General features: G+C 67.0%; 30 protein-coding genes and 1 pseudogene. 20 read left to right on the top strand and 11 right to left on the bottom strand.

Annotated elements, in window-relative coordinates; translation table 11 throughout:
* The first annotated feature begins 43 nt into the window (after positions 1 to 43).
* Both IP83_RS07190 and IP83_RS07185 read left to right on the top strand, forming a co-directional pair.
* Positions 44 to 736: a VIT family protein gene (locus IP83_RS07190; protein WP_054121533.1), complete on the top strand. Its 693-nt coding sequence runs from the start codon at positions 44 to 46 to the stop codon at positions 734 to 736.
* The gene (locus IP83_RS07185) at positions 737 to 1,345 is read left to right on the top strand and encodes a LysE family translocator (protein WP_231624954.1); all 609 of its coding nucleotides are present in this window, start codon (positions 737 to 739) and stop codon (positions 1,343 to 1,345) included.
* Positions 1,346 to 1,480: 135 nt separating this feature from the next.
* Here the strand turns inward: IP83_RS07185 and IP83_RS07180 are convergent, their stop codons facing one another.
* The 10 genes from IP83_RS07180 to IP83_RS07135 all read right to left on the bottom strand — a co-directional run bounded on the left by IP83_RS07180 (position 1,481) and on the right by IP83_RS07135 (position 9,430).
* Entirely contained in the window at positions 1,481 to 2,266 is a 786-nt protein-coding gene (locus IP83_RS07180) for an SDR family oxidoreductase (protein WP_054121532.1), read from the bottom strand.
* 88 nt (positions 2,267 to 2,354) lie between these two features.
* Positions 2,355 to 3,014, bottom strand: a complete 660-nt coding sequence (locus IP83_RS07175) for a hypothetical protein (RefSeq protein ID WP_054121531.1) — start codon at positions 3,012 to 3,014, stop codon at positions 2,355 to 2,357.
* 271 nt (positions 3,015 to 3,285) lie between these two features.
* Positions 3,286 to 4,017, bottom strand: a complete 732-nt coding sequence (locus IP83_RS07170; RefSeq protein ID WP_054121530.1) for a sigma-70 family RNA polymerase sigma factor — start codon at positions 4,015 to 4,017, stop codon at positions 3,286 to 3,288.
* A complete protein-coding gene (locus IP83_RS07165; protein ID WP_054121529.1) occupies positions 4,014 to 6,107 on the bottom strand; it encodes a flagellar biosynthesis protein FlhA in 2,094 nt (697 codons plus the stop codon). The genes IP83_RS07170 and IP83_RS07165 overlap by 4 nt, the downstream gene beginning before the upstream one ends.
* 6 nt (positions 6,108 to 6,113) lie before the next feature.
* A complete protein-coding gene (locus tag IP83_RS07160; protein WP_231624953.1) occupies positions 6,114 to 6,917 on the bottom strand; it encodes a lytic transglycosylase domain-containing protein in 804 nt (267 codons plus the stop codon).
* Between the two features lie 65 nt (positions 6,918 to 6,982).
* Positions 6,983 to 7,348, bottom strand: a complete 366-nt coding sequence (locus IP83_RS07155) for a hypothetical protein (protein WP_054121527.1) — start codon at positions 7,346 to 7,348, stop codon at positions 6,983 to 6,985.
* Positions 7,345 to 7,650: a flagellar biosynthesis anti-sigma factor FlgM gene (flgM, locus tag IP83_RS07150; protein ID WP_054121526.1), complete on the bottom strand. Its 306-nt coding sequence runs from the start codon at positions 7,648 to 7,650 to the stop codon at positions 7,345 to 7,347. Before flgM ends, IP83_RS07155 begins: the two co-directional genes overlap by 4 nt.
* A gap of 117 nt (positions 7,651 to 7,767) precedes the next feature.
* On the bottom strand, positions 7,768 to 8,274 hold the full coding sequence (locus tag IP83_RS07145) for a flagella basal body P-ring formation protein FlgA (RefSeq protein WP_082364558.1): 507 nt from the start codon (positions 8,272 to 8,274) through the stop codon (positions 7,768 to 7,770).
* Between the two features lie 59 nt (positions 8,275 to 8,333).
* Positions 8,334 to 8,756 (bottom strand): hypothetical protein, encoded by a 423-nt coding sequence (locus tag IP83_RS07140; protein WP_054121524.1) that lies wholly within the window; start codon positions 8,754 to 8,756, stop codon positions 8,334 to 8,336.
* A complete protein-coding gene (locus IP83_RS07135; protein ID WP_054121523.1) occupies positions 8,753 to 9,430 on the bottom strand; it encodes a MotA/TolQ/ExbB proton channel family protein in 678 nt (225 codons plus the stop codon). Before IP83_RS07135 ends, IP83_RS07140 begins: the two co-directional genes overlap by 4 nt.
* 199 nt (positions 9,431 to 9,629) lie before the next feature.
* Between IP83_RS07135 and flgB the strand changes: the two genes are divergently transcribed.
* The 14 genes from flgB (at position 9,630) to alr (ending at position 20,604) form a co-directional block, all read left to right on the top strand.
* Positions 9,630 to 9,977 carry a flagellar basal body rod protein FlgB gene (gene flgB, locus IP83_RS07130; protein ID WP_054121522.1) on the top strand — a complete coding sequence of 116 codons (348 nt, stop codon included), beginning with the start codon at positions 9,630 to 9,632 and terminating at the stop codon, positions 9,975 to 9,977.
* Positions 9,974 to 10,393 carry a flagellar basal body rod protein FlgC gene (flgC, locus tag IP83_RS07125; RefSeq protein ID WP_369817003.1) on the top strand — a complete coding sequence of 140 codons (420 nt, stop codon included), beginning with the start codon at positions 9,974 to 9,976 and terminating at the stop codon, positions 10,391 to 10,393. Before flgB ends, flgC begins: the two co-directional genes overlap by 4 nt.
* Positions 10,393 to 10,683 carry a flagellar hook assembly protein FlgD gene (locus IP83_RS07120; RefSeq protein ID WP_054121520.1) on the top strand — a complete coding sequence of 97 codons (291 nt, stop codon included), beginning with the start codon at positions 10,393 to 10,395 and terminating at the stop codon, positions 10,681 to 10,683. Before flgC ends, IP83_RS07120 begins: the two co-directional genes overlap by 1 nt.
* A 16-nt stretch (positions 10,684 to 10,699) precedes the next feature.
* Positions 10,700 to 11,509: a flagellar hook-basal body complex protein gene (locus tag IP83_RS07115; RefSeq protein WP_054121519.1), complete on the top strand. Its 810-nt coding sequence runs from the start codon at positions 10,700 to 10,702 to the stop codon at positions 11,507 to 11,509.
* Between the two features lie 15 nt (positions 11,510 to 11,524).
* Positions 11,525 to 12,265 carry a flagellar basal body rod protein FlgF gene (locus IP83_RS07110; RefSeq protein WP_054121518.1) on the top strand — a complete coding sequence of 247 codons (741 nt, stop codon included), beginning with the start codon at positions 11,525 to 11,527 and terminating at the stop codon, positions 12,263 to 12,265.
* A 32-nt stretch (positions 12,266 to 12,297) separates the two neighbouring features.
* Positions 12,298 to 13,086: a flagellar basal-body rod protein FlgG gene (flgG, locus tag IP83_RS07105; RefSeq protein WP_054121517.1), complete on the top strand. Its 789-nt coding sequence runs from the start codon at positions 12,298 to 12,300 to the stop codon at positions 13,084 to 13,086.
* 14 nt (positions 13,087 to 13,100) lie between these two features.
* Complete coding sequence (locus IP83_RS07100) at positions 13,101 to 13,835, top strand: flagellar basal body L-ring protein FlgH (protein ID WP_054121562.1); 735 nt, start codon at positions 13,101 to 13,103, stop codon at positions 13,833 to 13,835.
* 53 nt (positions 13,836 to 13,888) lie between these two features.
* Entirely contained in the window at positions 13,889 to 14,947 is a 1,059-nt protein-coding gene (locus IP83_RS07095; protein WP_231624952.1) for a flagellar basal body P-ring protein FlgI, read from the top strand.
* Positions 14,944 to 15,240, top strand: a complete 297-nt coding sequence (locus IP83_RS07090) for a rod-binding protein (protein WP_054121515.1) — start codon at positions 14,944 to 14,946, stop codon at positions 15,238 to 15,240. Before IP83_RS07095 ends, IP83_RS07090 begins: the two co-directional genes overlap by 4 nt.
* Before the next feature lie 6 nt (positions 15,241 to 15,246).
* The gene (flgK, locus tag IP83_RS07085; protein WP_054121514.1) at positions 15,247 to 16,587 is read left to right on the top strand and encodes a flagellar hook-associated protein FlgK; all 1,341 of its coding nucleotides are present in this window, start codon (positions 15,247 to 15,249) and stop codon (positions 16,585 to 16,587) included.
* A 7-nt stretch (positions 16,588 to 16,594) separates the two neighbouring features.
* A complete protein-coding gene (locus tag IP83_RS07080; RefSeq protein WP_054121513.1) occupies positions 16,595 to 17,518 on the top strand; it encodes a flagellar biosynthesis protein FlgL in 924 nt (307 codons plus the stop codon).
* Between the two features lie 22 nt (positions 17,519 to 17,540).
* Positions 17,541 to 18,404 (top strand): flagellar motor stator protein MotA, encoded by an 864-nt coding sequence (gene motA, locus IP83_RS07075; RefSeq protein WP_054121512.1) that lies wholly within the window; start codon positions 17,541 to 17,543, stop codon positions 18,402 to 18,404.
* Between the two features lie 18 nt (positions 18,405 to 18,422).
* Positions 18,423 to 19,262, top strand: a complete 840-nt coding sequence (locus tag IP83_RS07070; RefSeq protein WP_054121511.1) for a flagellar motor protein MotB — start codon at positions 18,423 to 18,425, stop codon at positions 19,260 to 19,262.
* Positions 19,263 to 19,329: 67 nt separating this feature from the next.
* Positions 19,330 to 20,604: an alanine racemase gene (alr, locus tag IP83_RS07065; protein WP_082364557.1), complete on the top strand. Its 1,275-nt coding sequence runs from the start codon at positions 19,330 to 19,332 to the stop codon at positions 20,602 to 20,604.
* A gap of 88 nt (positions 20,605 to 20,692) precedes the next feature.
* Here the strand turns inward: alr and IP83_RS07060 are convergent, their stop codons facing one another.
* The gene (locus IP83_RS07060; RefSeq protein WP_054121510.1) at positions 20,693 to 21,568 is read right to left on the bottom strand and encodes a flagellin; all 876 of its coding nucleotides are present in this window, start codon (positions 21,566 to 21,568) and stop codon (positions 20,693 to 20,695) included.
* 233 nt (positions 21,569 to 21,801) lie between these two features.
* Between IP83_RS07060 and IP83_RS07055 the strand changes: the two genes are divergently transcribed.
* The 4 genes and pseudogenes from IP83_RS07055 to IP83_RS07040 all read left to right on the top strand — a co-directional run.
* Positions 21,802 to 23,094, top strand: a complete 1,293-nt coding sequence (locus tag IP83_RS07055) for a sigma-54-dependent Fis family transcriptional regulator (protein ID WP_082364556.1) — start codon at positions 21,802 to 21,804, stop codon at positions 23,092 to 23,094.
* Positions 23,091 to 23,459 (top strand): flagellar hook-basal body complex protein FliE, encoded by a 369-nt coding sequence (gene fliE, locus IP83_RS07050; protein ID WP_054121509.1) that lies wholly within the window; start codon positions 23,091 to 23,093, stop codon positions 23,457 to 23,459. Before IP83_RS07055 ends, fliE begins: the two co-directional genes overlap by 4 nt.
* Before the next feature lie 3 nt (positions 23,460 to 23,462).
* Positions 23,463 to 25,169 carry a flagellar basal-body MS-ring/collar protein FliF gene (gene fliF / locus IP83_RS07045; protein WP_054121508.1) on the top strand — a complete coding sequence of 569 codons (1,707 nt, stop codon included), beginning with the start codon at positions 23,463 to 23,465 and terminating at the stop codon, positions 25,167 to 25,169.
* A pseudogene (locus IP83_RS07040) lies at positions 25,166 to 25,646 on the top strand (flagellar motor switch protein FliG); the annotation flags it as partial. The gene fliF and the pseudogene IP83_RS07040, both read left to right, overlap by 4 nt.

Raw genomic sequence — 25,646 nt, 5'->3', positions numbered from 1 at the left:
TGCCGTGCCATGAGGCGCATGAACGGCGCAAGGAGAGGACCGCGTGCGACCCCACGATGAACGCCACCTCATCAGCCGCATCGGCTGGCTGCGTGCTGCCGTGCTCGGCGCCAATGACGGGATCGTCTCCACCGCCAGCCTGATCCTCGGTGTCGCCGCCTCGGGCGCGGAACGGCAGGCCTTGCTTGTCGCGGGCGCGGCAGGGCTGGTCGCGGGCGCGATGTCGATGGCGGCGGGCGAATATGTCTCGGTCTCCAGCCAGGCCGATACCGAAGCCGCCGATCTGGCCCGCGAACGCGCCGAATTGGCTGCCGATCCTGTCCATGAAGCCGCAGAGCTTGCCGCGATCTATGAAGGGCGCGGCGTCGATCCGGTGACGGCCAGGGAAGTCGCCCGCCAGATGATGGCCAAGGATGCGCTCGGTGCCCACGCGCGCGACGAACTGCACCTCAACGAGACGACCGCCGCGCAGCCGGTGCTGGCCGCGATGGCCTCAGCGCTGATGTTCACCGGCGGCGCCTTCCTGCCACTGCTGCTCGCCGCGATCCTGCCGATGGGGCTGATGGTCACCGGCACCGCAGGCGGCTCGATCCTCTTCCTCGCGCTCCTCGGCGCGTTCGGCGCACGCGCGGGAGGCGCGGCCATGGGCAAACCGGTGCTGCGCGTCGTCGTCTGGGGCGCGCTGGCCATGGCGATCACCGCCGGGATCGGCCGCTTGGTGGGGACCACCGTCTAGGTGCCCGGAACGCTCGATATTGCCGGGTTCGCGGCCGCCGTCCTGCTGATCGAGCTGACGCCGGGGCCCAACATGGCATGGCTGGCGGGCCTTGCCGCAACCGAAGGCAAGCGCAGTGGCCTTTCTGCCGTCGCCGGTATCGCGCTGGGGCTGCTGGCGAATGGCGCACTTGCCGCGCTCGGCCTCGCCACGCTGCTAACCGCCATGCCCGCGCTGCTCCATACCTTGCGGATCGCGGGTGCGGCGATGATGGTCTGGCTCGCCATCGAGGCATGGCGCGGTGCGGAGAAGGCGCCGCCGCCCACCGCCACGCGCCGCGCCTTCGCCACCGGCGCCCTGCTCAATCTGCTCAACCCGAAGGCCTACCTGTTCTTCGTGGTCGTCGCGCCGGAATTTCTCGGCGGGCGGACGTTGGGCCTTTCCGAGGCGCTCACGCTCGCCGTGGTCAGCACCGCCATCGCCACCGCCATCCACCTCGCCATCGTGCTCGCGGGCAGCCATGCGCAAGCGTGGCTGGCGGACCCCGCACGCACCAAGTGGGTGCGCCGGGGCTTTGCCGTGGTGATGCTCGGCGTCGCCGCCTCGTTCCTCGCGATCAAATCAGGCTAGGCCACAACACCCCTCACCGTCGCCCCGTGCTTGACACGGGGCTGGGCTTTTCTCCCAGCGCCGCGCCCGAAAAGGAAAGCCAAGGCCCGTGTCAAGCACGGGCCGACGGGGTGGTGGAAGGGCAAGATCAGCGCATCAACGCGGCGCCATCCGGATGCCACCATCCAGCCGGATCGCCTGCGCGTTGAAGTAGGAATTGCGCACCAGTTCCATCGCAAGGCTGGCAAACTCTTCCGGCAGACCAAGCCGCTTGGGGAACGGCACCGAGGCATTGAGGCCTGCGCGCACCTTCTCCGGCACGCGGCCCAGAAGCGGCGTATCGAAGATGCCCGGCAGGATCGCGTTTACGCGAATGCCAAGGTCCATGAGATCGCGCGCCATTGGCAGCACGAGGCCGACCACGCCCGCCTTGAGCGAGCCATAGGCCACCTGCCCGATCTGCGCATCCTGCGCCGCGACCGAACCCGTGAGGATGATCGTCCCGCGCTCGCCATCGCCTTCGAGCGGCTCGGCATGCGCCATGCCCAGCGCCGAAAGGCTCGCCACACGGTAGCTGGCGATCAGCACGCCGTTCGCGGCGAAGGCATAGTCCTCGGTCGAAAGGCGGGTGAACTCACCGGTTTCCTTGTTGCGGCCCACGGTCTTGCCCTTGCGGTGCACCACCGCGCAGTGGACGGTGATCCGCTCCTGCCCATGCGCCGCGCGCGCCTTGGCAAAGCCTTCGACAACCGACTCTTCGCTGGTGATATCGACATGGCAGAACAGCCCGCCAATCGCCTTGGCCACTTCCTCGCCGGCCTCGTCGTTCACATCGAAAATGGCAACCTTCGCCCCCGCCGCCGCCAGCGCATAGGCAGTTGCCCGCCCCAGACCCGAAGCCGCGCCGGTCACGACGGCAGCCATACCCTGTTCGATCTTCATGGCATCGTTCTCCTTTAACCGCGCGATTAAGCAGGAGTGGGAGACGGTGCAAGTGCCACAAGTGCTAACAACGCTAGCTGGCGTCAGCTCAGAAGTGGTGAAGTGTAACTAAGTCGCGCAGTTTGCCGACGCGTAGAAAGATGGGCGCTGGCACTGGTTCGAATACGGGAGCCGCTAGTCCGGTGTGAATCACTAGGCCAACGTTCTCCACGTTCATGGCATCGCGAGTACCGACTGCAATCCGAAACTCGTCTTGCCACGCAAAGTCCACAGGCTTGATAAGCACCAGCCGCTCGGGAAGTGCCCAGTCGGCCCCCGGTTCTCTGCTATGCTCGCGGTAGTCGACTTTGCCGCAAACGATCTTTCCGTAGTCGAGTTTCGAGCCGTGATGAGCGCGCGCGCCGATCCGCCGCACCAGCACTTCAGGGTCGGGTATCTCGACGCAGAACCGACCAAACTTTTCTGCGAGGGCCTCGGATAGCTGATTGCTCATGCAATAGACGAAAATGTCGTTCTGCTTTACCGACGAATGAAAGCTGCCTCCTTCGAGGGTGATGACACGACCGTCTTCCATGTTCATCACCAGCCCGTCCTTGGGTGCATAAGTCAGAACGCCGTCCTTTGGATCGCCGCGAACACCATCTGCCTCTCGGCCCCGGAAATGAGAGAGAGGTTGCATCATCAACTCGCCCTTGTTGATGAGAGCAAGTGCGTGCGCTTCCTCGCTGAAGTATTTGAAGATCGCCATTGGTGCATACTGCCACAGGCAGTCGTTGTGGTCACCACGTGCAGGCCAGCAGCCCGTGGCTCGGCGAAGTTCTGGGGATATGGAAGTTCTGGGTTAGTTCTGAATCTGCGGCGACACGTCCATTAATCCCCAAACGCCCACCCCGATGCTTGTACCCGCAACGCGCCCCACCTGTGCCAGCAATGCAAGCCTCAACGCACATAGATAGATGGACCCTGAAACAAGTTCAGGGTGACGGTACGTCTATATGATAATTTACAGGCTCACCCCCCTAAAGCACATCAAACTCATCCCCCAGCGCCGCACGCAGCTTGTCGAGCGCCTGGGCCTTCAGCTGGTGCACACGCGGCACGCTGACGGAGAGGACTTCCGCGATTTCCGCGAGGTTCAGTTCCTCCACGAAATAGAGCTGGATCACCATCTGCAGCCGCTCCGGCAGACCGGAAATCGCCGCCACCACCGCCGCGCGGGATTGCTCGTCGGCCAGCAGTTCGAAGCTGTCCGGCCGGTCGTCGGCGAAGGCCATGTCGCTGTCGGAATAGGTGTCGTCGATGGGCTCGAAGCGCATCGGCTCGCTCGCGGCGCGCAGTTCGCCGAGCGCGGCGGTGGTCATGCCCATCGCTTCGGCGAGTTCGTCCTCTGTGGGGACGCGGCCCAGCGTGGTCGTTAGCGCCTGCGCCGCGCCGGCCAGCAGGCGCCGCCGGTCGCTCGCCGCGCGGGAAAGGGGCGTGGAGCGCCGCACCAGATCGACCATCGCGCCGCGCACGCGCAGCTTGGCATAGGCGGCAAAGCCGTCCTCGGTCGGCCCGCTGTGCTTCTGCGCGCATTCGGTGAGGGCAACGAGCCCGGCCTGCACCAGATCCTCGATCTCGATCCCTGCCCGGCCCGAGCCGTGGACGTGCCAGGCAAGGCGGCGCACCATCGGCAGGAAGCGGCGGATGCGGTCCGCCGTCCCGCCCTGATAGGCGCGCGCGGCGGCAAAGCTGCGGTGGTCATGGTTCATGCGGCAAGGTCCTGTGGAGGCATTGCAATTGGGTCTTCAGCGGCGCCCACCACCTCGATCACTTCGATCGGCTGGCTGGGCGGCAGTTCGGAAATCGAAAGCACCGCGCATTGCGGCGCGCGCTGGCGCAGCAGCGCGGCGAGCGCGCGGCGGGCGCGGGGCTGGACGATGAGCGCAACCGGCGGCGCGGCAGGCCCGCGTTCAGCGATGATCGTGGCAATCCGCTCGCCGATAGAGCGCGCCAGATCGGGCTCGATCACCGGCTGCCCGGTGACGGGATCGTGCATCCCGCCCACGATCATCTGCTCGAGCCCGCCATCGAGCGTCAGCACCGCCAGCCGCTCGGAGGGTCCGCAGATGCGCGAGACGAGGAGGCCACCCAGCGCCGCGCGGACGAGATCGACGAGCTTGTCGTGGTCGGTCGTCTGCAGCACCGCTTCGGCCAACGCAGACAGGATCGGCAGCGGGTGCGCGATGCTCACGCCGTCTTCCAGAAGCGCGTGGAACAGCCGGGTCATCGCCCCCAGCGTGATCGGCGCAGGGTGTACCGTCTCGACCAGCCCCGGCGCGCGATCCCGCACGCCTTCAAGGATCGCGCGGACTTCATCCGGCCCGAGCAGCGCCTGCGGCCGCTCGCCCAGCACCTGGTTGAGATGCGTCGCGACAACCGTGGAGGCATCGACGGTCAGGAACCCCTCGGCAATCGCATGATCGCGCTGGCCAGGCTCGATCCACAGCGCGGGGCAGCCGAAGCTGGGGTCCACGGTCGCCTCGCCGCGCAGGCTGTGATCGGGATTGGCCTCGCCCGCATCAATGGCGAGCACCTTCTCGGCCTTGATGCTCGCTCCGCCCAGCGCGACGCCGCCCAGCACGATGCGATAGGCATCGGGCAGGAGGTCCAGACTGTCGCGCACGCGGAATTGCGGCACCACGAAGCCAAAGCTCTGCGAAAGCTGCTTGCGCACCCCCGTGATGCGGGCAACGAGCGGCGCGCCGCGCTTCTCGTCGACCAGATGAACGAGGCCGTAGCCCAGTTCGATGGTGACGAGCGTGTGGTCGGAAACTTCTTCCAGCGTGATCTTGGCGGGGTCCACCTGCTCCACCACCACCGGCGGCGGCACGGCAAGGCGCGCCTCGCGCTTCCTCAGGCTCCACCAGATCCACCCGGCCATGGCGGCGGCAGGCAGGAACACCATCTGCGGCATCGCCGGGATCATCCCGATCACGCCGAGAATGACGGCAACCGGTAGCCACGTGCCGGGGGCGGCAAACTGGCCGCCGATCTGGCCGGCAAGATCGCGGGTATCGGAAACGCGCGTCACGATCACGGCGGCGGCGATGGAAAGCAGCAGCGAGGGCACTTGCGCCACCAGCGCATCGCCCACCGCCAGCGTGATATAGCGGCTGGCCGATTCCTGCGCGGTCAGCCCATGGCTCAACATGCCAAGGCAGAAACCGGCGATGATATTGACGCCAAGGATCAGCAGCGCGGCGACGGCGTCGCCCTTCACGAACTTGCTCGCACCGTCCATCGAGCCATAGAAATCGGCCTCGGTCGCCACTTCGCGCCGCCGCGCCTTGGCTTCATCCGCCGTCAGCAGGCCTGCCGCGAGGTCCGCGTCGATGGCCATCTGCTTGCCGGGCAAGGCATCAAGGGTGAAGCGCGCGGAAACTTCCGAGACGCGGCCCGCGCCCTTGGTCACGACCATCAGGTTGATGATCATCAGGATCATGAACACGAACAGCCCGACCGCGAAATTGCCGCCGATGAGGAATTCGCCGAAGCTTTCGATCACATGCCCCGCCGCCGCGCCGCCTTCGTGGCCCTTGACCAGCACGATGCGCGTGGACGCCACATTCAGCGCCAGCCGCAGCAGCGTGGCGAACAGCAGCACCGAAGGGAACGAGGAGAAATCGAGCGGCTTCAGCGCGTTCATCGCTGCCATCAGGATCGCGACGGAGAGCGCGATGTTGAGCACGAAGAACGCGTCGAGCAGGAACGAGGGGATCGGCATGATCATCAGCGCGATCAGGATCAGGATGCCGCCGGGCAGCGCCAGCGCGCCGGGAGAACCAAAGCGTTTCAGCATGGCCGGTCAGATCCCCAGGCTGCGCAGCTGGCCATAGGCCGCGCGGACATGGGCGGGGGCAGAACCGGGCTGCGCCAGGGCAAAGGCATCGCGCAGAGTATCGGCCATCGAGCGCGCGGGCGGCGCATCTGGCGAAGTGGCGGCGGCATGGAAGGCTTGCTGGATCGGCCCTCCCCGCGGCGCCTCCGCCGTGTAGGACGGCAGCGGCGCATCGGGCGCATTCATGGCGCTCGCCATGCGGCCGCGCAGAAGGCTCATGACCTCATTCACCGAGCGCGCGCCGGAGGGGCCGAAGAAGATCGCGCGATTGGCCGCCGCTGCAGCGGGGAGCAGAGCCGCCGCGCTCTGTGCCGGGTTGCTGCCCAGCGCGCCGAGGAAGCGCCCTGCCCCCTCTGCGCCGAGAAAGTGCGCCAGGTAGAGCTCGCTCGGATCGGGTTCGCGGCCCAGAATGCCGGAGAGGAAATCGCGGTTGTCGTTCGCCAGTTCGCCGGCCATGAGCGCGGAAAGTTCCGGATCGGACCGCATGGCCAGCAGCTGCCCGCGCGAGGCGGCATCGCTTGCACCAGGCAGCCCATAGGCCGCGCCATGCTTGTCGAGCATCGAAAGCCAGGTCTGCCCGGTGAACTGGTAGAGCCCCGCCGCGCTCGAAGTGGCTGCGCGCGCATTCGGGTTGAGTCCGGATTCCAGCCGCGCCTGCGCCATGAGGTAGGAGAAGTCGGTGCCGGTCGCTGCTGCCGCACGCGCGATCGCGCCCTTCACGTCTGGCGCGGGGCGCGGCATCCCAGCAGCAATTGGGGTAGGCTCGCTCACTTGGGTCCCTTTCCAGACCGCCGGTTCGGGGCGGTCGGAAGGGCATCAGCAAGCAGCGTGCCAAATCAGCGCGCGCGGCCGATCCGGGCATGGGCGGCCTGCGCGCGATAGAGCGCCGGCTGGCCGGTCAGCGCATCAAGCCGCGCCGAAACATTGGCTGCAATCAGGTTGCGAACGCGGCGGTTTGCCTCGTTCACGCGGCGCGCAGCCTCCAGCAGACCGCGGCATTCCTCGTCGATCGCTTCGGGGGCAGTGGTGTCGAGACGGCCGCAGAGCGCATTCTTGTCCACCGCGCAGCCCATGATCGCGTCGACGTCGAGCCCGGCAAGCGCCTGCCGTTCGTCTTCCAGAACGGCCAGCATCTGCCGCAAGGTATCGCGCAGCTGGGTGGGGCGGCGGATCGGCTCGACAGTATCGACAGCTAGGCTCACTTCGGGCTCCTCAGCAGCATCCCGGCCGCGATCATCGCATCGGCGATCTTGGTCGGGAGCACGGGGTATGTGCCGGTTTCGATGGCATGGCGGATCGTCTGCACCCGCTCCTGATCGACCGGAGCGGCTCCCGCCTTCACCGCATCGCTGGTTTCCACCTGCGGTGCAGCGGTTGCCGCCGGGGTCGGCGCCTTTGCCGTTTCAGACGTGGCTTCGGTCTGGACAGGCTTGCCGCCGGTCCCAACATTCGTGACCTGCACCGCGCTGACCGGGCGCGATGCACCGATTTCAAAGGATGACATGGTCCGCTCCTCGCGTTTCCTGCAAACCAGAACGGGTGTTGCAGAGGGAATTTAAGCGGGGGCGGAAAAAATTTGCCGCAGGCGGCAGCGGTGCGCAGGTTGTTGCCGTCTGGCGGCTCAATCCACCGGCAGTTCGACCAGGCCCGGGCGCACCACGCGGGCGCGCAGCGGATCGGCCTTGGCTGCGGTCTTCACCCGGATCCACGCGCCCACCGCGCCCGCGTCCAGCGCTTCGCCAGGCTGCGAGACCGAGAAGCCATCGCCCGCCACGGTCACTGTCACGCCCTCGCCGCGCATCACGGCCATCACGGCAGGAGCAATCGTGGGCGCCGCCCGCTCCGCGCTCACCGGCACGAAGACGCGCCAGCCGCCTGCATCCGGGCAACGGACCAGCACGCTTGTCTGCGCATTGCCATACCACGAGAGCGCCAGCGGCGCCGAACAAGCCGCCAGCCGCAGCCGCCGGTCCACTGGCTGCGCGGCGCCGCCGGGCACACCGATCTGCTGTCCGGTAAAGGCCGCGACTGCCCGGTCGATGGCGGCAAGGTCGGTCAGCGGCGCGGCCACGGCTGGCAGCGGCGCAAACATCAGCGCGAGGGGAAGAGCACGGCGAACAGCAGGCATGGCAGAGCGCTTTCGTGACAGGAGGCAATGCCCGCAGCTGTGCAATCATCGTGCCACCTTCACTCGGCGTCATAGGCCAGGACGACGCTCGCGGCATCCTCGCGGCCCGGTTCGATCACGATCCGCGCCGAAGCGCCACGCGCGCCAGCTGCCGTTACCAGCGCTTGCGCCCGGACGAGCGCGGCCTGTTCGTGGCCAGCAAGATGGCGCACCAGAATCGAGACCCTGAGCCGGGGATCACGAGCCTGCTGCGCCAGCCAGTCGGCCAGCGTCGGCATGCCGGGTCCTTCACGCCACACACCGACCGGTTCGCCCCGCACGGAAGGCGCGGGTGCCGGCGCTTTCGGCAGCAAAGGCGTATCTGGCGCACTGGCAAGCGCGGCGGCGGTCATCATGAACAGGATCAGCGCAAGGTCGGCGAGGATCGTCTGCCACGGCATCGCGATCGGCGCGCCATAGAGGCCGTGGGGCGGCGCGCTCATCCCGCCTCGCGCAGATAGGCGCGGCGAGCCGCGCCGCTGCCGCTTTGCACCGGTGGGCAAACGGGCGCGAGCTTGGCGATGAGCCAGTTGGTGATGTCGCGCCGCGCGGCTTCCTCGCTTTCCACCCGGCGCTCGACGGCGCGCGAAAGCGGCGCCAGCAGCAGATTGCCGAGCAGCAGGCCATAGAGCGTCGTCAGAACAGCCATCGAGATCGCACCCATGAACGCCCCGCGTGCAAGGCCCTCGGCCGGCAGTTGGCTGAGCGAGACGAGCGTCCCGGCGAGGCCGAACACGGGGGAGAGTTCCGCCCCCAGTGCCAGCGTACGCACCGCGCGCAGCGCATGCGCGACGCGGATCTCGCGCGCGCTATCGTCACAGTTGGCAAAGGCGGCCAGGCTGCGCGTCTGGACCAGCGCCGTCAGCGCGGCATCGATCGAGGCTTCGCCGCAGGGCCTGAGGGAGAGCCGCATGAGTCCCTCGCGCTCTGCCTGCGCGACCATCGGCGCCAGCGCACCGCGCACGATGTCGTCCTGAAACTTTGGTTCGAACAAGGCGCGCACGGCACGGATGGCCGCGCGGCAATCCGCCAGCCCGCTGCGCAGCACCGTCGCGCCCAGCGTTCCGCCGATGACAATCCCCGCCGCGACGGGATCGAACATATGCGCCAAGTCCATTGCTGTCCTGCCTCGCTCTTGCTTCTCCCAAGAACGGCGGAAGGCGGACAACCTTCAGGGGCGCCGGAAGCAATTTGCCGACACCCGGCAAGCGCTTGCCGGTTCGCCGCGCCGACTGCGCACGAAACCCCGCATTTTGGCGCTTGGCACGGCCTTTGCTGATCACCTGACAGGAAAAACCGTCCCCAAGGCACGATCCATGAGCGACACTCTTTTCGGTATCCACGGCGCAGCGCTCGAATTGCGTTCGCAGCGCATGGGCCTCCTCGCATCCAACCTCGCGAACGCCGGGACCCCCGGCTACAAGGCGAAGGACATCGACTTCGCTGCTGCGCTCAAGGCTCGCACCGGCGGCGCAAGCGAGGCAGAGGCGATGTCTGCCGCTACGCGCTACCGCATGCCGGTGATGCCCAGCCTTGATGGGAACACCGTCGAGATGGCGACCGAGCAGACCGCCTTCGCCGAGAACGCCGTCGGCTATTCCGCCACGCTTTCCTTCATCCGCGGCCGGGTCGAGACGCTCACCCGCGCCATCAAGGGCGAATGACAATGGCAAGCAATGGCCAGCCCCTCTCGTTGTTCGATGTCACCGCGCGCGCCATGTCGGCGCAGCTCGTGCGCATGAACGCCTCCGCCTCCAACCTCGCCAATGCGGGCAATGTCGCCGCCAGCAAGGACGCGGCCTACCGCCCCTTGCGCCCCGTCTTCGCCGAAGAGCTCGATCGCTCCAGCGGCCTCGCCACCGTGCGCGTCACCGGGGTCTACCGCAGCGATGCCGCACCGGTGCGCATGCATGATCCCGATCACCCGCTCGCAGATGTCAATGGCGACATCTGGGAGGCACCGGTCGATGAGAACGCCGAGCTGGTCGAGATGATGGAAAGCGCCCGCCAGTACCAGAACGTGGTCGAGGCCATGCAGACCGCCAAGCAACTGATGCTCGAAACGATGAGGATGAAGTGATGATCCCGATCAATCCCTACACCGCGGCAGTCGCCGCCTCCACCGCCACCGGCGCCGCCAAGGCTGCTGTCAGCACCGCAAAAAGCGCGTGGGGTTCCCTGGGAGCCAACGACTTCATCAAGCTGCTCACCGCGCAGCTGCAGAACCAGGACCCCACCGCGCCGGTCGACAACAGCCAGATGATCGCCCAGCTTGCCCAGTTCTCCAGCCTCTCCGCGGCGAACAGCACGTCCGACACGCTGAAATCGATCGAAGCCAAGCTCGACAAGCTCACCGGCCAGAAGATCTGAGAAAGGACCCCCGCATATGTCTTTTTACACCTCGCTCAACGGCCTCAAGAACGCCCAGACCGATCTCGGCGTGATCAGCAACAACATTGCCAACGCCGAAACCAACGGGTTCAAGAAGAGCACTGTGGCTTTCTCGGACATCGTCGCGGGCAGCGCCTTCACCAACCCCAAGCTGCTGATCGGCATCGGCGCGACGGTCGAGGCGATCAACCAGAACTTCAAGCAGGGCCCGGTCGAGCAGACAGGCAACGCGCTCGATCTCGTCGTCAACGGCGACGGCTTCTTCACCACCCGCTCCGCGATCACCGGCGATACGCTCTACACCCGCAATGGCGCCTTCGAGATCGACGAGAACGGCTATCTGCTGCGCGGCGGCAACCGGCTGCAGGTCTTCCCGACCGATCCGGCTGGCGCGGTGACCGGCACAGCGCTGCAATCGGTGCAGGTCCCGGCGGTCAACGCCGCAGGGGCGCAGTTTGCGGGAGTCGCGGTCGGGAAAAACGGCGTAATCACCGCCTCCTATGCGGATGGCACCAACACCGCGATCGGCATGGTCGCGCTCGCGACATTCATTTCGCCCGGCGGCCTGCGCCAGGAAGGTGCGGCCAACTGGAGCGCCACCGGCATCTCCGGCGCCGCCACCTATGGCCAGCCTGACGAAGGCTTCTACGGCGGGATCACGTCGGGCGCACTTGAGCGCTCGAACGTCGATCTCTCCGAGGAAATGGTCGGCCTGATCACCGCGCAGCGCAATTTCCAGGCCAATGCCAAAGCGATCGATACCGCCACCCAGATCTCGCAGACCATCATCAACCTGCGCACCTGAGGCTGACATCCCGCCATGGACCGCCTGATCTACACCGCCTACTCCGGCCTGGCCGGCTCGATGGTCACCCAGCAGGTGATCGCCAGCAACATGGCCAACGCGCAGACCGTCGGCTTTCGCGCCGAAATGCTCAACGCCGATCCGATGACGCTGAAAGGCCCCAGCATCGAGGCGCGCGCGATGACCCGCGGCGAAGTGCGGGGCGCCAACATGAAGCAGGGCACGCTGATCGAGACGGGCAACCCGCTCGACGTCGCGCTCACCGGACGCACCATGCTCGCGGTACAGGGCGCGGACGGCGAGGAAGCCTATACCCGGCGCGGCGATCTCTCGGTCGATGCGACCGGCGTCCTCACCAATGGCGATGGTCGCCCCGTGGTGGGCGATGCCGGGCCCGTGACGGTGCCGCCCGGCGCGCGCATCAGCATCGCGCCCGACGGCCGCGTGCTGGCCGCCGCGCCGGAGAATCCGGACCAGCCCCCGCAGGAAGTCGGCCGCATCAAGCTCGTCAGCACCGCCGGCTCGGCTATCGAGAAGGGCCTTGATGGGCTCTTCCGAGTGCAGGGTGGCGGCGCGCTCCCCGCGGACGAGGAAGCGAAGCTCCAGCCCGGCAGTCTCGAGCAATCCAACGTCGAGCCGACCCGCGTTCTCGTTGAAATGGTTGAGGCACAGCGCCTGTTCGACATGCGCACCAAGCTCATTTCCACCGCGAAGGAGCTTGATGAAGGCGGCTCCGGCCTGATGCGCCTCACCTGATCTGACCCCATCCAGCCAAGGACTTAAGCCCCATGCCCTCCTCCGCCCTTCACGTCGCCCGCACCGGTCTCGAAGCGCAGGACACGCGGATGCGCGTGATCGCGAACAACCTCGCCAACGTCGGCACCACCGGCTTCAAGCGCGACCGTGCCAATTTCGCGACGATGGCCTATCAGGACGCGCGCACCGCCGGGCAGCAGTCTTCGGGTGAAACGGCCTATGCCACAGGGCTCAATCTCGGCACCGGGGTAGGCATCCAGTCGACCACGCGGATCACCACGCAGGGGCCGACGCAGACAACCGGCAACGCACTCGATCTCGCACTCGATGGCGACGGCTATTTCCAGGTCACGCTGCCGGGCGGCCAGCTCGCCTATACCCGCGCGGGCAATTTCAGCCGTTCCGCAGAAGGCCAGCTTGTGACAGCGCAAGGCTTTGTCGTGCAGCCCCCCATAACGATCCCGGAAGGTGCGACTTCGATCACGATCGCGCCTGATGGAACTGTTTCTGCCACGCTTCCTGCGACTGCCGAACCTTCACAGCTTGGACAGATCACTATCGCCAGCTTCGCCAATCCGGCCGGCCTTGCGGCGGGCGGGGACAACTTCCTGACCGAGACCGCGGCCAGCGGCGCCGCGCAGATCGGTATCGCAGGCGAAGTCGGGCGCGGGCGCATCCGCCAGGGCTTCCTCGAAAGCTCCAACGTCAACGTCGTCGAGGAACTGGTCGACATGATCGAGACCCAGCGCGCCTACGAGGTCAATTCCAAGATGATCTCGGCGGTCGACGAAATGCTCAAGAACGCCAACCAGACCCTGTGACGGACCCGCAGCCCATGATGGACTCCCCCTTCGAAGCCGCCTTCCGCGCTACTGTCGATGGCAAGCCCCTTGGCATGAAGCTTCTTGTATGCCTCCTCGTGCCGCCCGCCGTGGTGCTCGCCGCTATCGCGCCAGATCACGCACACGGCAAGCCGACCCGCCCCGCCGAAGGCTTTGGCGCCGTGCTGCCGCAGGCCCCCGCGCCGCGCCCGGCGGACGGCGCGATCTTCAATGTTGCGGCGGGCTACACCGGCCTCGCCGAAGGGCGCCGCGCGCATGCGGTAGGTGATCCGCTGACCATCATCCTCACCGAAAACCTCAATTCCTCGAAAACCGCCGCTTCGAAAACCCAGAAGAACGGCGCCTTCAACATCGTGCCTCCCAGCGCCGGGCCGCTGTCCTTCCTCGATCCCAACGCCCTTAAAGCTTCGGGCGGATCGTCGTTCAACGGGCAGGGGAATGCCACGCAGACGAGCACGCTCGGCGGCGAGGTTTCCGTCACCATCGCCGAAGTGCGCCCCAATGGTACGGCGCTGGTCGTAGGAGAAAAGCGCTTGCTGCTGAGCCAGGGCCAGGAATGGGTGCAGTTTTCCGGCATCGTCCGCCTCGGCGACATCGATGCGGACAACCGCTTGCGCTCGACGCAAGTTGCTGATGCGCGGGTGAATTACACCGGCAACGGCTCTATCGGCCGCGCCAGCCGCGAGGGCTGGCTGTCGAAGTTCTTCAGCGTGATCACGCCGTTCTGATGATGGCGTTTTCCCCCCTCTTTCGCGGCCTTTTGGCCCTTGTTGCGGCGCTCATGCTCGCCCAAACGCCCGCATATGCGGACCGCGTGCGCGATCTCGGCGCGTTTCAGGGCGTGCGGACCAACCAGTTGACGGGTTATGGCGTCGTTGTCGGCCTTCCTGGCACGGGTGACGACAACCTCGAATACATCACGCAGGCGATGCGCGGCGTTTCGGGCCGCCTCGGCGTGCAGCTGCCGCAGGGCATCTCGCCCGGTCTCAAGAACGCCGCCGCCGTGCTCATCACCGCCGATCTCCCCGCCTTCGCCAAGCCCGGCCAGCGCATCGACGTGACGGTCTCGACCATCGGCAAGGCCAAGAGCTTGCGCGGCGGCGCGCTGATCCTTGCTCCGCTCTACGGCGCGGACGGGCAGATCTATGCGATGGCGCAGGGCAACCTCGCCGTCGGCGGCCTTGGCATCACCGGCAAGGATGGCAGCCAGCTCACGGTCAACGTCCCCACCGTTGGCCGTATTGCCGAAGGCGCCAGCGTCGAGCGCGCGGTCGCGACCGGCTTCGACAGCGGCGATGTGCTGCGCTGGAACCTGTTCACCGCCGATTTCCTCACCGCCAGCCGCGTCCGCGATGCAGTCAACGCGCGCTTTCCCGGCGCGGCGACGGTGGAGGACGGCATCACCCTCGCCATCCGCCTGCCGCAGGCGACCGACACCCGCGCGACGATGATGGCCGCGATCGAGATGATCGAAGTGAACCCGGCCGAGAAGGCCGCCAAGGTCATCGTCAACAGCCGCAGCGGCACGGTCGTGATCAACAGCGCGGTGCGCCTTTCGCCCGCCGCGATCAGCCACGGCAAGCTCGTCGTGAAGATCGACGAGAAGCCGCAAGTCTCGCAGCCCGCACCGTTCAGCCGCGGGCAGACGGCTGTCACCCCGTCGAGCCAGATCAGCGCCGAGGAAAGCGAGGCCCATGTTGCGCTGTTCAAGCCTGGTGCCTCGCTTTCCAGCCTAGTCGATGCGCTCAACAAGCTCGGCGTCACCCCGTCCGATCTCGTCGCGATCCTCGAGGCGCTCAAGCAGGCGGGCGCGCTGCGGGCGGAGATGGAAATCATATGACCCAGATCGCCCCCATCACCGCACCCGCAGGCCCCTCCGCTGCCGACCGCGCCGCGCTCAAGAAGGCGGCGCAAGGCTTCGAGGCCATTTTCGTGCGCCAGATGCTCGCCGCCGCGCGCGCGGCCAGCCTTGCCGGCGACGATCCGATCTTCGGCGGTCAGGCGCAGGAAACCTTCACGCAGATGCGCGACGAGCGCTTCGCGGACATCGCGGCACAGGCCGGCACCTTCGGCCTCGCCGGGCAGCTCGAAGCGCAGTTCGCGCGCCTGCTGCCCCCGGCGAAAGCGGAGTAAGCGGCCATGGCCTCAGACCTCCTTTCGATCGGCCTCTCCGGCGCTAAAGCGGCCAAGATCGGGCTCGATGTTACCGCGCAGAACATCTCGAACGCGGCGACGGACGGCTATGTGCGCCGCACCATCGGCCTCACCGAAGTCGCCTCGACCGGCTACAACCAGAACGTGCGTGATGTCTCGCTGTCGGGCGTGCGCGTCGAGAAGATCGTGCGCAATGCCGACGCCTTCCGCCAGAGCGAGGTCCGCCGCACCGGTGCCGACACCGCGCGCGCCGATGCCGAGGTCAAGGGCCTCGGCAATATCGAATCCGCGCTCGAACAGTCCGGCGTCTACCCCGCCATCACCGGCTTCGAATCCGCGCTGCAGAAGCTGAAGGAAGACCCGGTCGATACATCGCTGCGCGCCTCGGTGATCGAGGCTGCGCGGACGATGACCGCCACGTTCCAGATCGCGTCGAAGGAAATGGACGCGGTGGGCAAGGGCCTGCAGTTCGAGGCGGCCGACGGCGTCACCCAGGTCAACCGCATCGCGGGCGAGCTTGCGCGCACCAACTTGCGCCTCGCCCGCGCCGCCGATGCGAGCTCGGACCAGACCGCGCTCCTCGACCAGCGCGACAAGCTGCTCGCCGACCTCAGCCAGTACGGCGATATCGGCACCACCTTGGCGCAGGACGGCAGCGTCACCGTCACGCTCGGCAGCACCTCGCCAGCCACGACGCTGGTCAGCGGCGGCAGCACCACCGCGCTCGCGCTGACCACCGCCGCCGATGGCACCGTGGACTATGCGCTTGGCGGCAGCGCGCTCACGCTCGCCGGCGGATCGCTCGCGGGGCAGCAGCTCGCGCTGGACAAGCTGGCGCAGCTGCGCGGCGATCTGGACGGCCTTGCTGCGTCCATCGTCACCACCGTCAACAGTGCGCAGGGCAGCGGCACCGACCGCGACGGCAATCCGGGCGCAAACCTGCTTTCCGGCAGCACTGCCGCAACCATCACGCTGGCAACGGGTGATCCGGCCAAGATCGCTACCGCCCCGTCCGGCGCGCCCAAGAACAGCCGCGATGCGAGCAATCTCGATGCCTTGCGCAGCGCGCTTTCCACCGCCGATCCGGCGGGCAAGATGGATGCGATCCTGTTCGATATCTCGGCCAGTGTCTCGGGCCGCACCGTCACGCGCGATGCGCTCGCGACGATTTCGGATGCCGCCAAGACTGCGCTGGCCGCCCAGACCGGGGTCGATCTCGATGCCGAGGGCGTCAATCTCGTCCGCTACCAGCAGGCATTCCAGGCTTCGGGCCGGGTGATGCAGGTCGCGGCATCGATCTTCGATTCGCTGCTCCAGATCCGGTAGAACGCGCATGAGCATCTTCGCCACCAGCACCGCTGCCTTCTTCGACCGCTCGACGCAGAACCTGTCCGCGCTGCGCGGGCAGGCCGAGGAACTGCAGAACCAGATCAGCTCGAACAGCAAGATCACCCGCTCGTCCGACGATCCGCTCGCGGCCTCGCAGTTGCGCGCGCTGGCCCGCGCCGAAAGCATCGGCACGATCGACACCGCGGCGACCAACCGCGCCACGGTCGATCTCAACCTGACCGACACCGCGCTCAACCAGTTCGCGACGTACGTTTCCCGCGCGCAGGAACTGGCGACGCAGGCGGCCTCCACGCTGCTCCCCGCCGCGCAGCGCGCCAGCATCGCTTCGGAACTCGCCCAGATCCACAAGGGCCTCGTCGGCCTCGCCAACACGCGCGATAGCGCCGGGCACGCGCTGTTCGGTGGAGACAGCCCCGGCGATGCCTACCAGATCAACGCCGCCGGCCAGGCGCAATACATCGGCAGCGGCAGCGCCGGGCAGCTTTCGCTGGGCGACGGCCAGACCGTCAGCCGTAGCCTGACCGGCCCCGAGTTCCTCTCGTTCAAGGATCCGGCGGGCAACCAGACCGATCTGATGACGGTGATCAAGTCGCTCTCCGACGCGCTTGCCGGGGGCGGCGCCAGCACCGCCGCCACGGCACAGGCGGCGCTGGGTTCGCTCGCCAATGGCCTCGATGCGATCACCACCGCGCAGACCGTCGTCGGCTCGCGGCTCAGCTGGATCGATCTTTCGACCGAGCGTCAGCAGGCGATGAGCGAGGCCCGAGCCTCGCAGCAGGAGGATATCGGCACGCCTGAGCTGGGCTCCGCGCTCGCCCGCCTGCAGCAGCTTTCCACCGTGCTCGAAGCGAGCCAGGCCAGCTTCACCAAGCTCGCCAACCTATCGCTGTTCGACTTCCTGCGCTGATCCGACCGGGACCACCCAAGCCATGTATGCAGCCATCGGTATCGTCATTCTCCTCGTCATGGTGTTCGGTGGCTTCGCCATCACTGGCGGCGCGCTCGGGCCGGTGATGGAAGCCATTCCGCACGAAATGCTGATCATCGGCGGCGCCGCGCTGGGCGCGGTCGTCACCGGCAATTCGCTCCATGAGATCAAGGCGATCGGCGGCGGCCTCGGCAAGGTGTTCAAGGGCCCCCGGCACAGCAAGCAGGACCACGTCGATGCCATCGTGCTCTGCACGCGTCTGATGAAGATCCTGCGCAGCGACGGCCCGGTCGCGCTTGAAAGTCACGTGACCGACCCCGCCAACTCGCCGATCTTTGCCGAGTTTCCCAAGATCCTCGCCAACAAGCCGCTCGTCGCGCTGATCTGCGACACGCTCACGCTGATCGTCGTGTCCTCCGGCACGCTCGAGGTCCACGCCGTCGAGGACGTGATGGACCATTCGATGAAGACGCACTTTCACGAAATGAGCGAGCCGCAGCACGCCTTGCAGAACCTCGCCGACGCACTGCCCGCATTGGGCATTGTCGCGGCGGTGCTCGGCGTGGTGAAAACGATGGGCTCGATCGACAAGCCGCCCTCGATCCTCGGCGCGATGATCGGATCGGCGCTGGTCGGGACGTTCATGGGCGTGCTGCTCGCCTATGGCATCGTCGCCCCGCTTGCAGGACGCCTCAAGCAGGTGCTCGATCAGGACGAGATGATCTTCCAGGCCGTCAAGCAGGTGATCATCGCTAGCCTCCACGGTTGGCCGCAGCCCCTCGTTGTCGAAAGCGCGCGTTCGGGCCTTGGCCATTCGTTCCGCCCGGGCCTTTCCGAACTGCTCGACGCATTGCGCGGTCGTTAAGAGGGGCGGCGGTTAGCCATGGCCAAGCCACCCAAGGGCAAGAACGAGCCGGTTCGCCCGATCATCGTCAAGAAAGTCACCGTCGTCGAAGGCGGTCACCACGGCGGCGCGTGGAAGGTTGCCTATGCGGACTTCGTGACCGCGATGATGGCGTTCTTCCTGCTCATGTGGCTGCTCGGCGCGACCACCGAAAAGCAGCGCAAGGGCATCGCCGACTATTTCACGCCCACGCTCGTCAAGATGAAGGAAGGCAGCGCCGGGTCCTATGGCCTGCTCGGCGGCTCCTCGCTCACCGATACCGACAGCTACCAGTACCGCGCCGGGCAGACCGGGACCAAGACGTTGACGATCCCGCGCGATGCGACCGGCGGCCCCAAGGATGGCGGCACCAAGGCCAAGCGCACCGCCAGCCTCCAGCAGCGCCTGCAGCAGAAGCTGGCGGCGAGCGCCAACCTGCGCAAGCTCGCCAAGCAGGTCCACGTCTCGCAGACGCCCGAGGGCATCCGGCTCGATCTGATGGACGATGCCAAGTTCTCGATGTTCCGCCTCGGCACGACGATCCTCACGCCTGATGCCGCCGAACTGGTCCGCGCGATCGGGCAGGCGCTCGGGCAGGACAATTCCGCCCTCACCGTGCGCGGCCACACCGATGCGCTGCAATGGAAGCCTGGAGACCCGGCGAACAACTGGTCCCTCAGCGCCGGCCGCGCCGAAACCACGCGCCAGGCCCTGATGAAAAGCGGCGTCGCCGAGGCCCGCTTCCGCCGCATCGAAGGCGTTGCCGATCAGGAACCGCTGATAGCGGACAAACCCACCGATCCGCGCAACCGGCGGATGAGCATCCTGCTGATGAACTGAGCCGGGGCTGGACCTCCGCTGGGCACCTTGCCTATGCTTCCCTCACGAAGCGGCAGGGGGCACAAGGATGATCGGACGGCGCGCATTTCTGGCGGGTAGCGCGGCAAGCGCAGCCCTCGCCGCGACCCGCGCCGCCGCCGCGCCGATCCTCTCGGCCACCAATTTTGGTCTCACTCTCGCAGCGGCCCAGCGCCGCAACGGCTGGATCGAAGTCGATGCCGCCGCGTTCGAGGCGAACATCGAGACGCTGCGCAAGCTCGTCGCCCCCTCCCGCATCTGCGCGGTGATGAAGGCCGACGCTTACGGAAACGGCATCGCGCTGCTGATCCCCTCGGTGATCAGGGCCGGCATCACCGACGTCGCGATCACCTCGAACGACGAGGCCCGCGTTGCCCGCCAGCTCGGCTATCGCGGGCGGCTTTACCGCATCCGCCTCGCGCATCCGGAGGAGATGGAGGACGCGCTGGGCCTCGGCCTGGTCGAGCTGATCGGCAATCCCGAAGCGGCTGCGCGGCTCGAGGCGATCTGGCTGAAGCGCCGGGCGCGGTTCCCGCTGCCGGTCCATCTCGCGCTCAACGCGGGCGGCATGTCGCGCAACGGAGTCGAGCTTTCGACCGACTACGGCAAGGCGGATGCCCACGCCCTGCTGGCGCTCAAGGGGCTGCGAATTGCCGGCGCGATGACGCATTACCCGAGCGAAGAAGCGCCCGACATCCTCGGCCAGCTGGCGCGCTACAAAGCGGATCTGGCGTGGCTGCAGGGTGAAGGCCTCAAAGCCGATGCCTTCACCCGCCACACCGCCAACACTTTCGCCACGCTTACCCAGCCCGATACCTGGCTCGACATGGTCCGCGTCGGCGGCGCGCTCTATGGCGATCCCGGCTCGGTCAAGACCAGCGCCTTCATTCCCGTCCCCACGATCAAGTCGCGCGTGGCCGCCGTGAACCACTACCCCGCCGGACAGACGGTGGCCTACGACCGCACGTTCCGGCTGGAGCGCGAAAGCTGGCTGGCCAATGTGCCGATCGGCTATTCGGATGGCGTGCGGCGCGGCTTCAGCCATGCCAACCGGCCCGAATTTCCGGCCGAAAGCAAGAACCACACCGAGGTCCTGATCCGTGGGCGCCGCGCGCCCATTGTCGGCCGGGTCACCATGAACACGCTGATGGTCGACGTGACCGAGCACCGCGATGTCTCGCTCGACGATGAAGTCGTGCTGTTCGGCGCGCAGGGTGCGGACCGGATCACCCAGGCCGAGTTCGAGGCCAATTCCAGCGCCTATGCTCCTGAAATGCTCGCCGTGCTCGGCGCAACCCTGCCCCGCGTATTAAAGCCGCTCTGAACAGGAAAAAGCCCGGCGATCCGTGGAGGGATCGCCGGGCGAAGGTGCCAGCCCGGTGGAGAACGGGCTTGCAGGGGGGAGCTGGGACTTAGCGCAGCAGCGAGAGGACGTTCTGCTGGCTCTGGTTGGCCTGCGCGATCATCGCGGTCGAAGCCTGGCTCAGGATCTGGGCCTTGGCCATCGCGGTCGTTTCAGCCGAGTAGTCGGTGTCCTGAATACGCGAACGGGCGTCCGACAGGTTGGTGATGTTGTCGTTCAGGTTGTTGACGGCCGATTCCAAACGGTTCTGGCCGGCACCGAGCGTCGCACGGGTCGAGTTGACGTTGGCGAGCGCGTCGTCGACGTTGTTGATCGTGGTCGAAGCCTTGGCAGCGTCGGTCACGTCGAGCGCCTGCGTGGTCGAAGCGGCGTCATAGGCCGTGTCGGTGCCGCCGAACAGCTTGGTGCCGTCGAAGGCCTTCGAGACGATGTCGACCGTGTCGGTGGTGTTCGCACCGGTCTGGATCGAGAACGTGACGTCATCGGTCGCCGCCGGCGTCGCGCCGACCACCGCAAACACGTTGTTGCCGTTGAACTTGGTGTTGTTGAGCACGTCCGAGATCTGGGCGTTGAGATTGCCGACTTCCGACTGCATCGCGTCGCGGTCCGACTGCTGGTAGGTGCCCGACTTCGACTGGACGGCCAGTTCGCGGACGCGCTGCAGCATGTTGGTCACTTCGTTGAGCGCACCTTCCGCGGTCTGCGCAAGGCTGATGCCGTCGTTGGCGTTGCGCACGCCCTGGCTCATGCCCTTGATCTGCGAGGTCATCGTGGTGGCGATGGCGAGGCCCGCCGCGTCGTCCTTCGCGCCGTTGATGCGCTTGCCGGTCGAGAGGCGTTCCATTGCCGTGCCGGCCATCTTGGCCGCCGAGTTGGAAGCGTTGGCCGCCTTGATGGCGCCGATGTTGGTATTGATAACCGCCATGGTCTGTCTCCGTATGAGAGGGGTCGTTCCCCGGTTGACGCCGGTCGGGGATCGACGCGGCAGCCACGGCAAAGACCGGCAAGAAGCTGCCGGGTTTAAGGGGGCAGTCGGCAGCGATCTGCCGCATCCAAGTAGTAGCCCTTAGGGCAGGCGCGGAGCTTAAAGTTTCGGTCGGCTTGACGTTTTCGCGCGAAAAACAGCCCGTCACGATGGTTAAGACAGGGCTGATATTCATGAACACGGATCAGGCAGTGCGCACGGCAGGAGGAAGCGCCGCCACCCAATCTTCGCCGCATGCCGCCTTGCTGGCACGGGCCCGTTCGGTGCTGGACAGCTTCACGCCCGCCGGAAGCTGCGCCCTGCGCGGTGCGGAAGAGCCGGCCGCCCCCGGCCTGTTCGATCGCACCGTGCTGCTTTCGCGCAGCACTGTGAATGCCATTACCCGCGGGCATGGTGGACGCCATGATCTGGCCTATGCCGACAGCGCCGATCCCGCCGTGCTTGCCGCGCTGATCGCCTGCGCCGCTCCTGCCGGCAGCCCCGTCGCCGCCGATCCCGAAACGCTCTCGGTCCTCGCGCTGGCCGAACGCCTTGCCGGAGCCGAGATCCCGGTCCTCATCAACGGCCCGACCGGGACCGGCAAGGAAGTGCTGAGCCGCTTCATCCACATGCGCTCGCCCCGCGCCGCTGCCCCCTTCATCGCGATCAACTGCGCCGCGATGCCCGAGACCATGCTCGAGACCATGCTGTTCGGCCACCAGAAGGGGGCGTTCACCGGCGCCAACGCCGCCTCGGAAGGCTTCTTCCGCGCTGCCCACGGCGGCACCTTGCTGCTCGACGAGATCGCCGAGATGCCGCTGGCGCTGCAGGCCAAGCTGCTGCGCGTGCTGCAGGAAGGCGAAGTCGTTCCCATCGGCGCGACCAAGCCGGTCAAGGTCGACGTCCGCGTGATTGCCTGCGCCAACCGCGATCTGCCCAGCGAAGTCGAGGAAGGCCGCTTCCGCGCCGATCTCTACTACCGCCTCAACGTCTTCCCGCTCGAGCTCAGCGCACTGCGTGACCGCCCGGCCGATATCGCCCCGCTCGCCTTCGCGATGGTGCTGCGCCATGTCCCTCAGGGCCGCCCGGTGCCGTGGATCGGCGAGGCCGCGCTGGCCATGCTCGAAGCCCACGCCTGGCCCGGCAACGTTCGCGAGCTCGAGAACGTCATGCGCCGTGCGCTGCTGCTGGCGGGCGATGCAGCCGAAATCAGCCTGCAGCACGTGGTGTTCGATCGCCCGGTGCGCGCTGCCGGTGAGAGCACCCCTGCCGATGTCGTGCCGCTGAATGCCGGCACCATCCCCGGCGGCAAGCTTTCCAACATCGTCCAGCTCTCGGAAACCCGCGCGATCCTCGCCGCGCTCGACAGCTGCGGCGGCAGCCGTGTCGCCGCCGCGCGCAAGCTCGGCATTTCCGAGCGCACCTTGCGCTACCGCCTCGCCGAATTCCGCGAGAATGGCATCGCCGTGGCAGGTAGCCGGCGATGAGCGGAGTTGGGGGGATTGGCGGAGGAGCCGGAGGGCTCCAGCAGATCATGGCGCTGCGCCAGCAGATCATCGATCGCTCGCAGCTCCTCCAGCAAGTCCGTACGCCTGCCTCGGGCGCGGCCGAAGCGGTTCCTGAAGCCCCAGCAAATGGCTTCACCTCGGCGCTCAAATCCGCGCTCGACAACGTCAACGCGGTTCAGGAGAACGCCTCGAAGCTGAGCGAAGGCTACGACAAGGGCGAAGTCACCGACATCGCCAAGGTCATGCTCGCGCGGCAGGAAGCCGGCGTCGCGTTCGAAGCCACGCTGCAGGTGCGCAACAAGCTGCTCACCGCCTATCAGGACATCATGAGGATGGGGGTCTGATAAATGGCCGATCCAGCTAGCCCCAGTCTGTCTGTCTTCGCCCCGCTCACCGATCCGGCGGGCGGCAGCATGATGGCGCGTGCCGGCGCGTTCATCGGCCAGCCGCCGGTGCGCCGTGCGCTGCCGTGGTTCGCCGGTGTTTCCGCCGCGGGCCTGACCGCGCTGCTCTACATGACGATGGCTCCCGCGCCCCAGCGCGTGCTCTACAGCGATCTCAGCGACAGCGAGCGCGCGCAAGTCGTCGCCGCGCTCGACAAGGCCTCGATCGCGTACTCCATCGACAATTCGACCGGTGCCGTCTCGGTTGGCGAGAACGATCTCTACAAGGCACGCATGGTCGCCGCGTCCGATGGCGCGATCGCGACGCCCGAAACCGGCCCGCAAATGCTCGACAAGCTGCCGATGGGCGCGAGCCGCACCCTGGAAGGCGAGCGCCTGCTCGCCGCGCGCGAACGCGAGCTTGAGCTCACGATCATGCAGATCGATGGCGTCGAGGCAGTCCGCGTCCACCTCGCCGAGCCCGAAAGGTCCGTATTCGTGCGCGACAATGCCGCGCCCACCGCGTCCGTGATGGTCAAGCTCGCACGTGGGCGGCAGCTTGCGGACAGCCAGGTCAGCGCCATCGTCAATCTCGTTGCCGGTTCGGTGCCCTCCCTCTCGGTCGATGCCGTCAAGGTGATCGACCAGCACGGACGCCTGCTGTCCTCTGGCACGGACGGCGATACCGACCGGCTCGACCTCCAATCGCGCATGGAAGAAAAGCTGCGCACGCAAGTCTCGCAACTGCTCACCCCCATGCTCGGCGAAGGCAACTTCTCCAGCGAGATCCAGGTCGATCTCGACATGGACCAGCTGACCTCCGCGCGCGAAAGCTATGACAAGCAGGGCGTGGTCCGCTCGGAAACGCAGTCAGCCTCGCAGGGTGGAGGTGCGGCGTCCGCCGTGGGCGTCCCCGGCGTGCTCTCCAATACGCCGCCGCCGCCGACCACCGCCCAGCCCGGCGCCCCCGGCGCGCAGCCCACGCCCGCTCCGACTCCGTCCCCGAGTGCCACGCCAGCCGCCGGCGAAAGCTCCTCCGCGCGCACCTATGAACTCGGCCGCGAAGTCGCCGTCACCAACCAGACGCCCGGCAAGATCAAGCGCCTCTCCGTCGCCGTCGCGCTGTCAGGCGCGATCATGGCCAAGGCCAAGCCCGCCGAGATCGACCAGATCAAGCAGCTCGTCGCCGCCGCGGTGGGCGCGGATACCGCCCGCGGTGATCAGGTCGCGGTGGTCGTCCGCAATTTCAGCCCGGTCGCGGTCACCCCGCCCGCCTTCTGGGAAACGCCGTGGTTCGCGATGATCGTGCGCAATGTCGTCGCGCTGCTCGCGGTGCTGCTGACCCTGCTGCTCGGCGTGCGCCCGCTGATCAAGGCACTGAAGCGCGACCCGGCCCCCGTTGTCGTCAAGGACACTGAGGAGACTGCGGAGAACCAGGCCGGCGAAGCAGGCGAGATCGACGAGAACGGCGAGGAAACCCCCGTCCGCCGCCGCCGCAAGAAGATCCAGCAGATCGAGCCGATCATTGATCCCGAAACCGGCGAAATCGATCCCGATGCGCTCAGCCGCCAGGTCGGTGTCGCCCAGCGCATCGTCGTCGAACAGCCGGATTCGGCGCTCAACGCGCTGCGCCAGCTCCTCAACGAACCCGCGCCCGAGGGACTGGAATGACCACCGAGGCCCCACCCGAGATCAGCGGCCCCACTCGTGCCGCAGTCATGATGATGCTGCTCGATGATCAGCTCGCCACCACGCTGCTTTCCCAGCTCGAACCCGCCGAGCTGCGGCTGCTCGGCGCGAAGATGTGCGAGATCGGCGAGATCGACGCCGATGCGATCACGCAGGCACTGCAGGGCTTCGTCGACAATGCTGCTGCCGTCACCATCGGCGCCACTGATCGCGTCAATCAGGTGCGCCAGCTGATGACCAGCGCTGTCGGCGATTTCAAGGCGGACAACCTCATGCAGCGCATCGCCCCCGATGCGCCGCGCCCCGGCTCCAGCCTTGAACTCGCACGCTGGCTCACACCGCATGCGCTGGTTCCACTGGTGCAGGGCGAACATCCGCAGGCGCTCGCCGTGCTGCTTGTCCAGCTCGATCCCGATGTCGCGGCGGGCGTGCTCCATGCCCTGCCCGAGCCGCTCCAGC

The sequence above is a fragment of the Novosphingobium sp. AAP93 genome (genome assembly GCF_001296055.1).
GTDB lineage: Bacteria > Pseudomonadota > Alphaproteobacteria > Sphingomonadales > Sphingomonadaceae > Novosphingobium.
The sequence above is the reverse complement of the archived record's forward strand: the minus strand, read 5'-3'. Positions and strand labels throughout refer to the sequence as shown.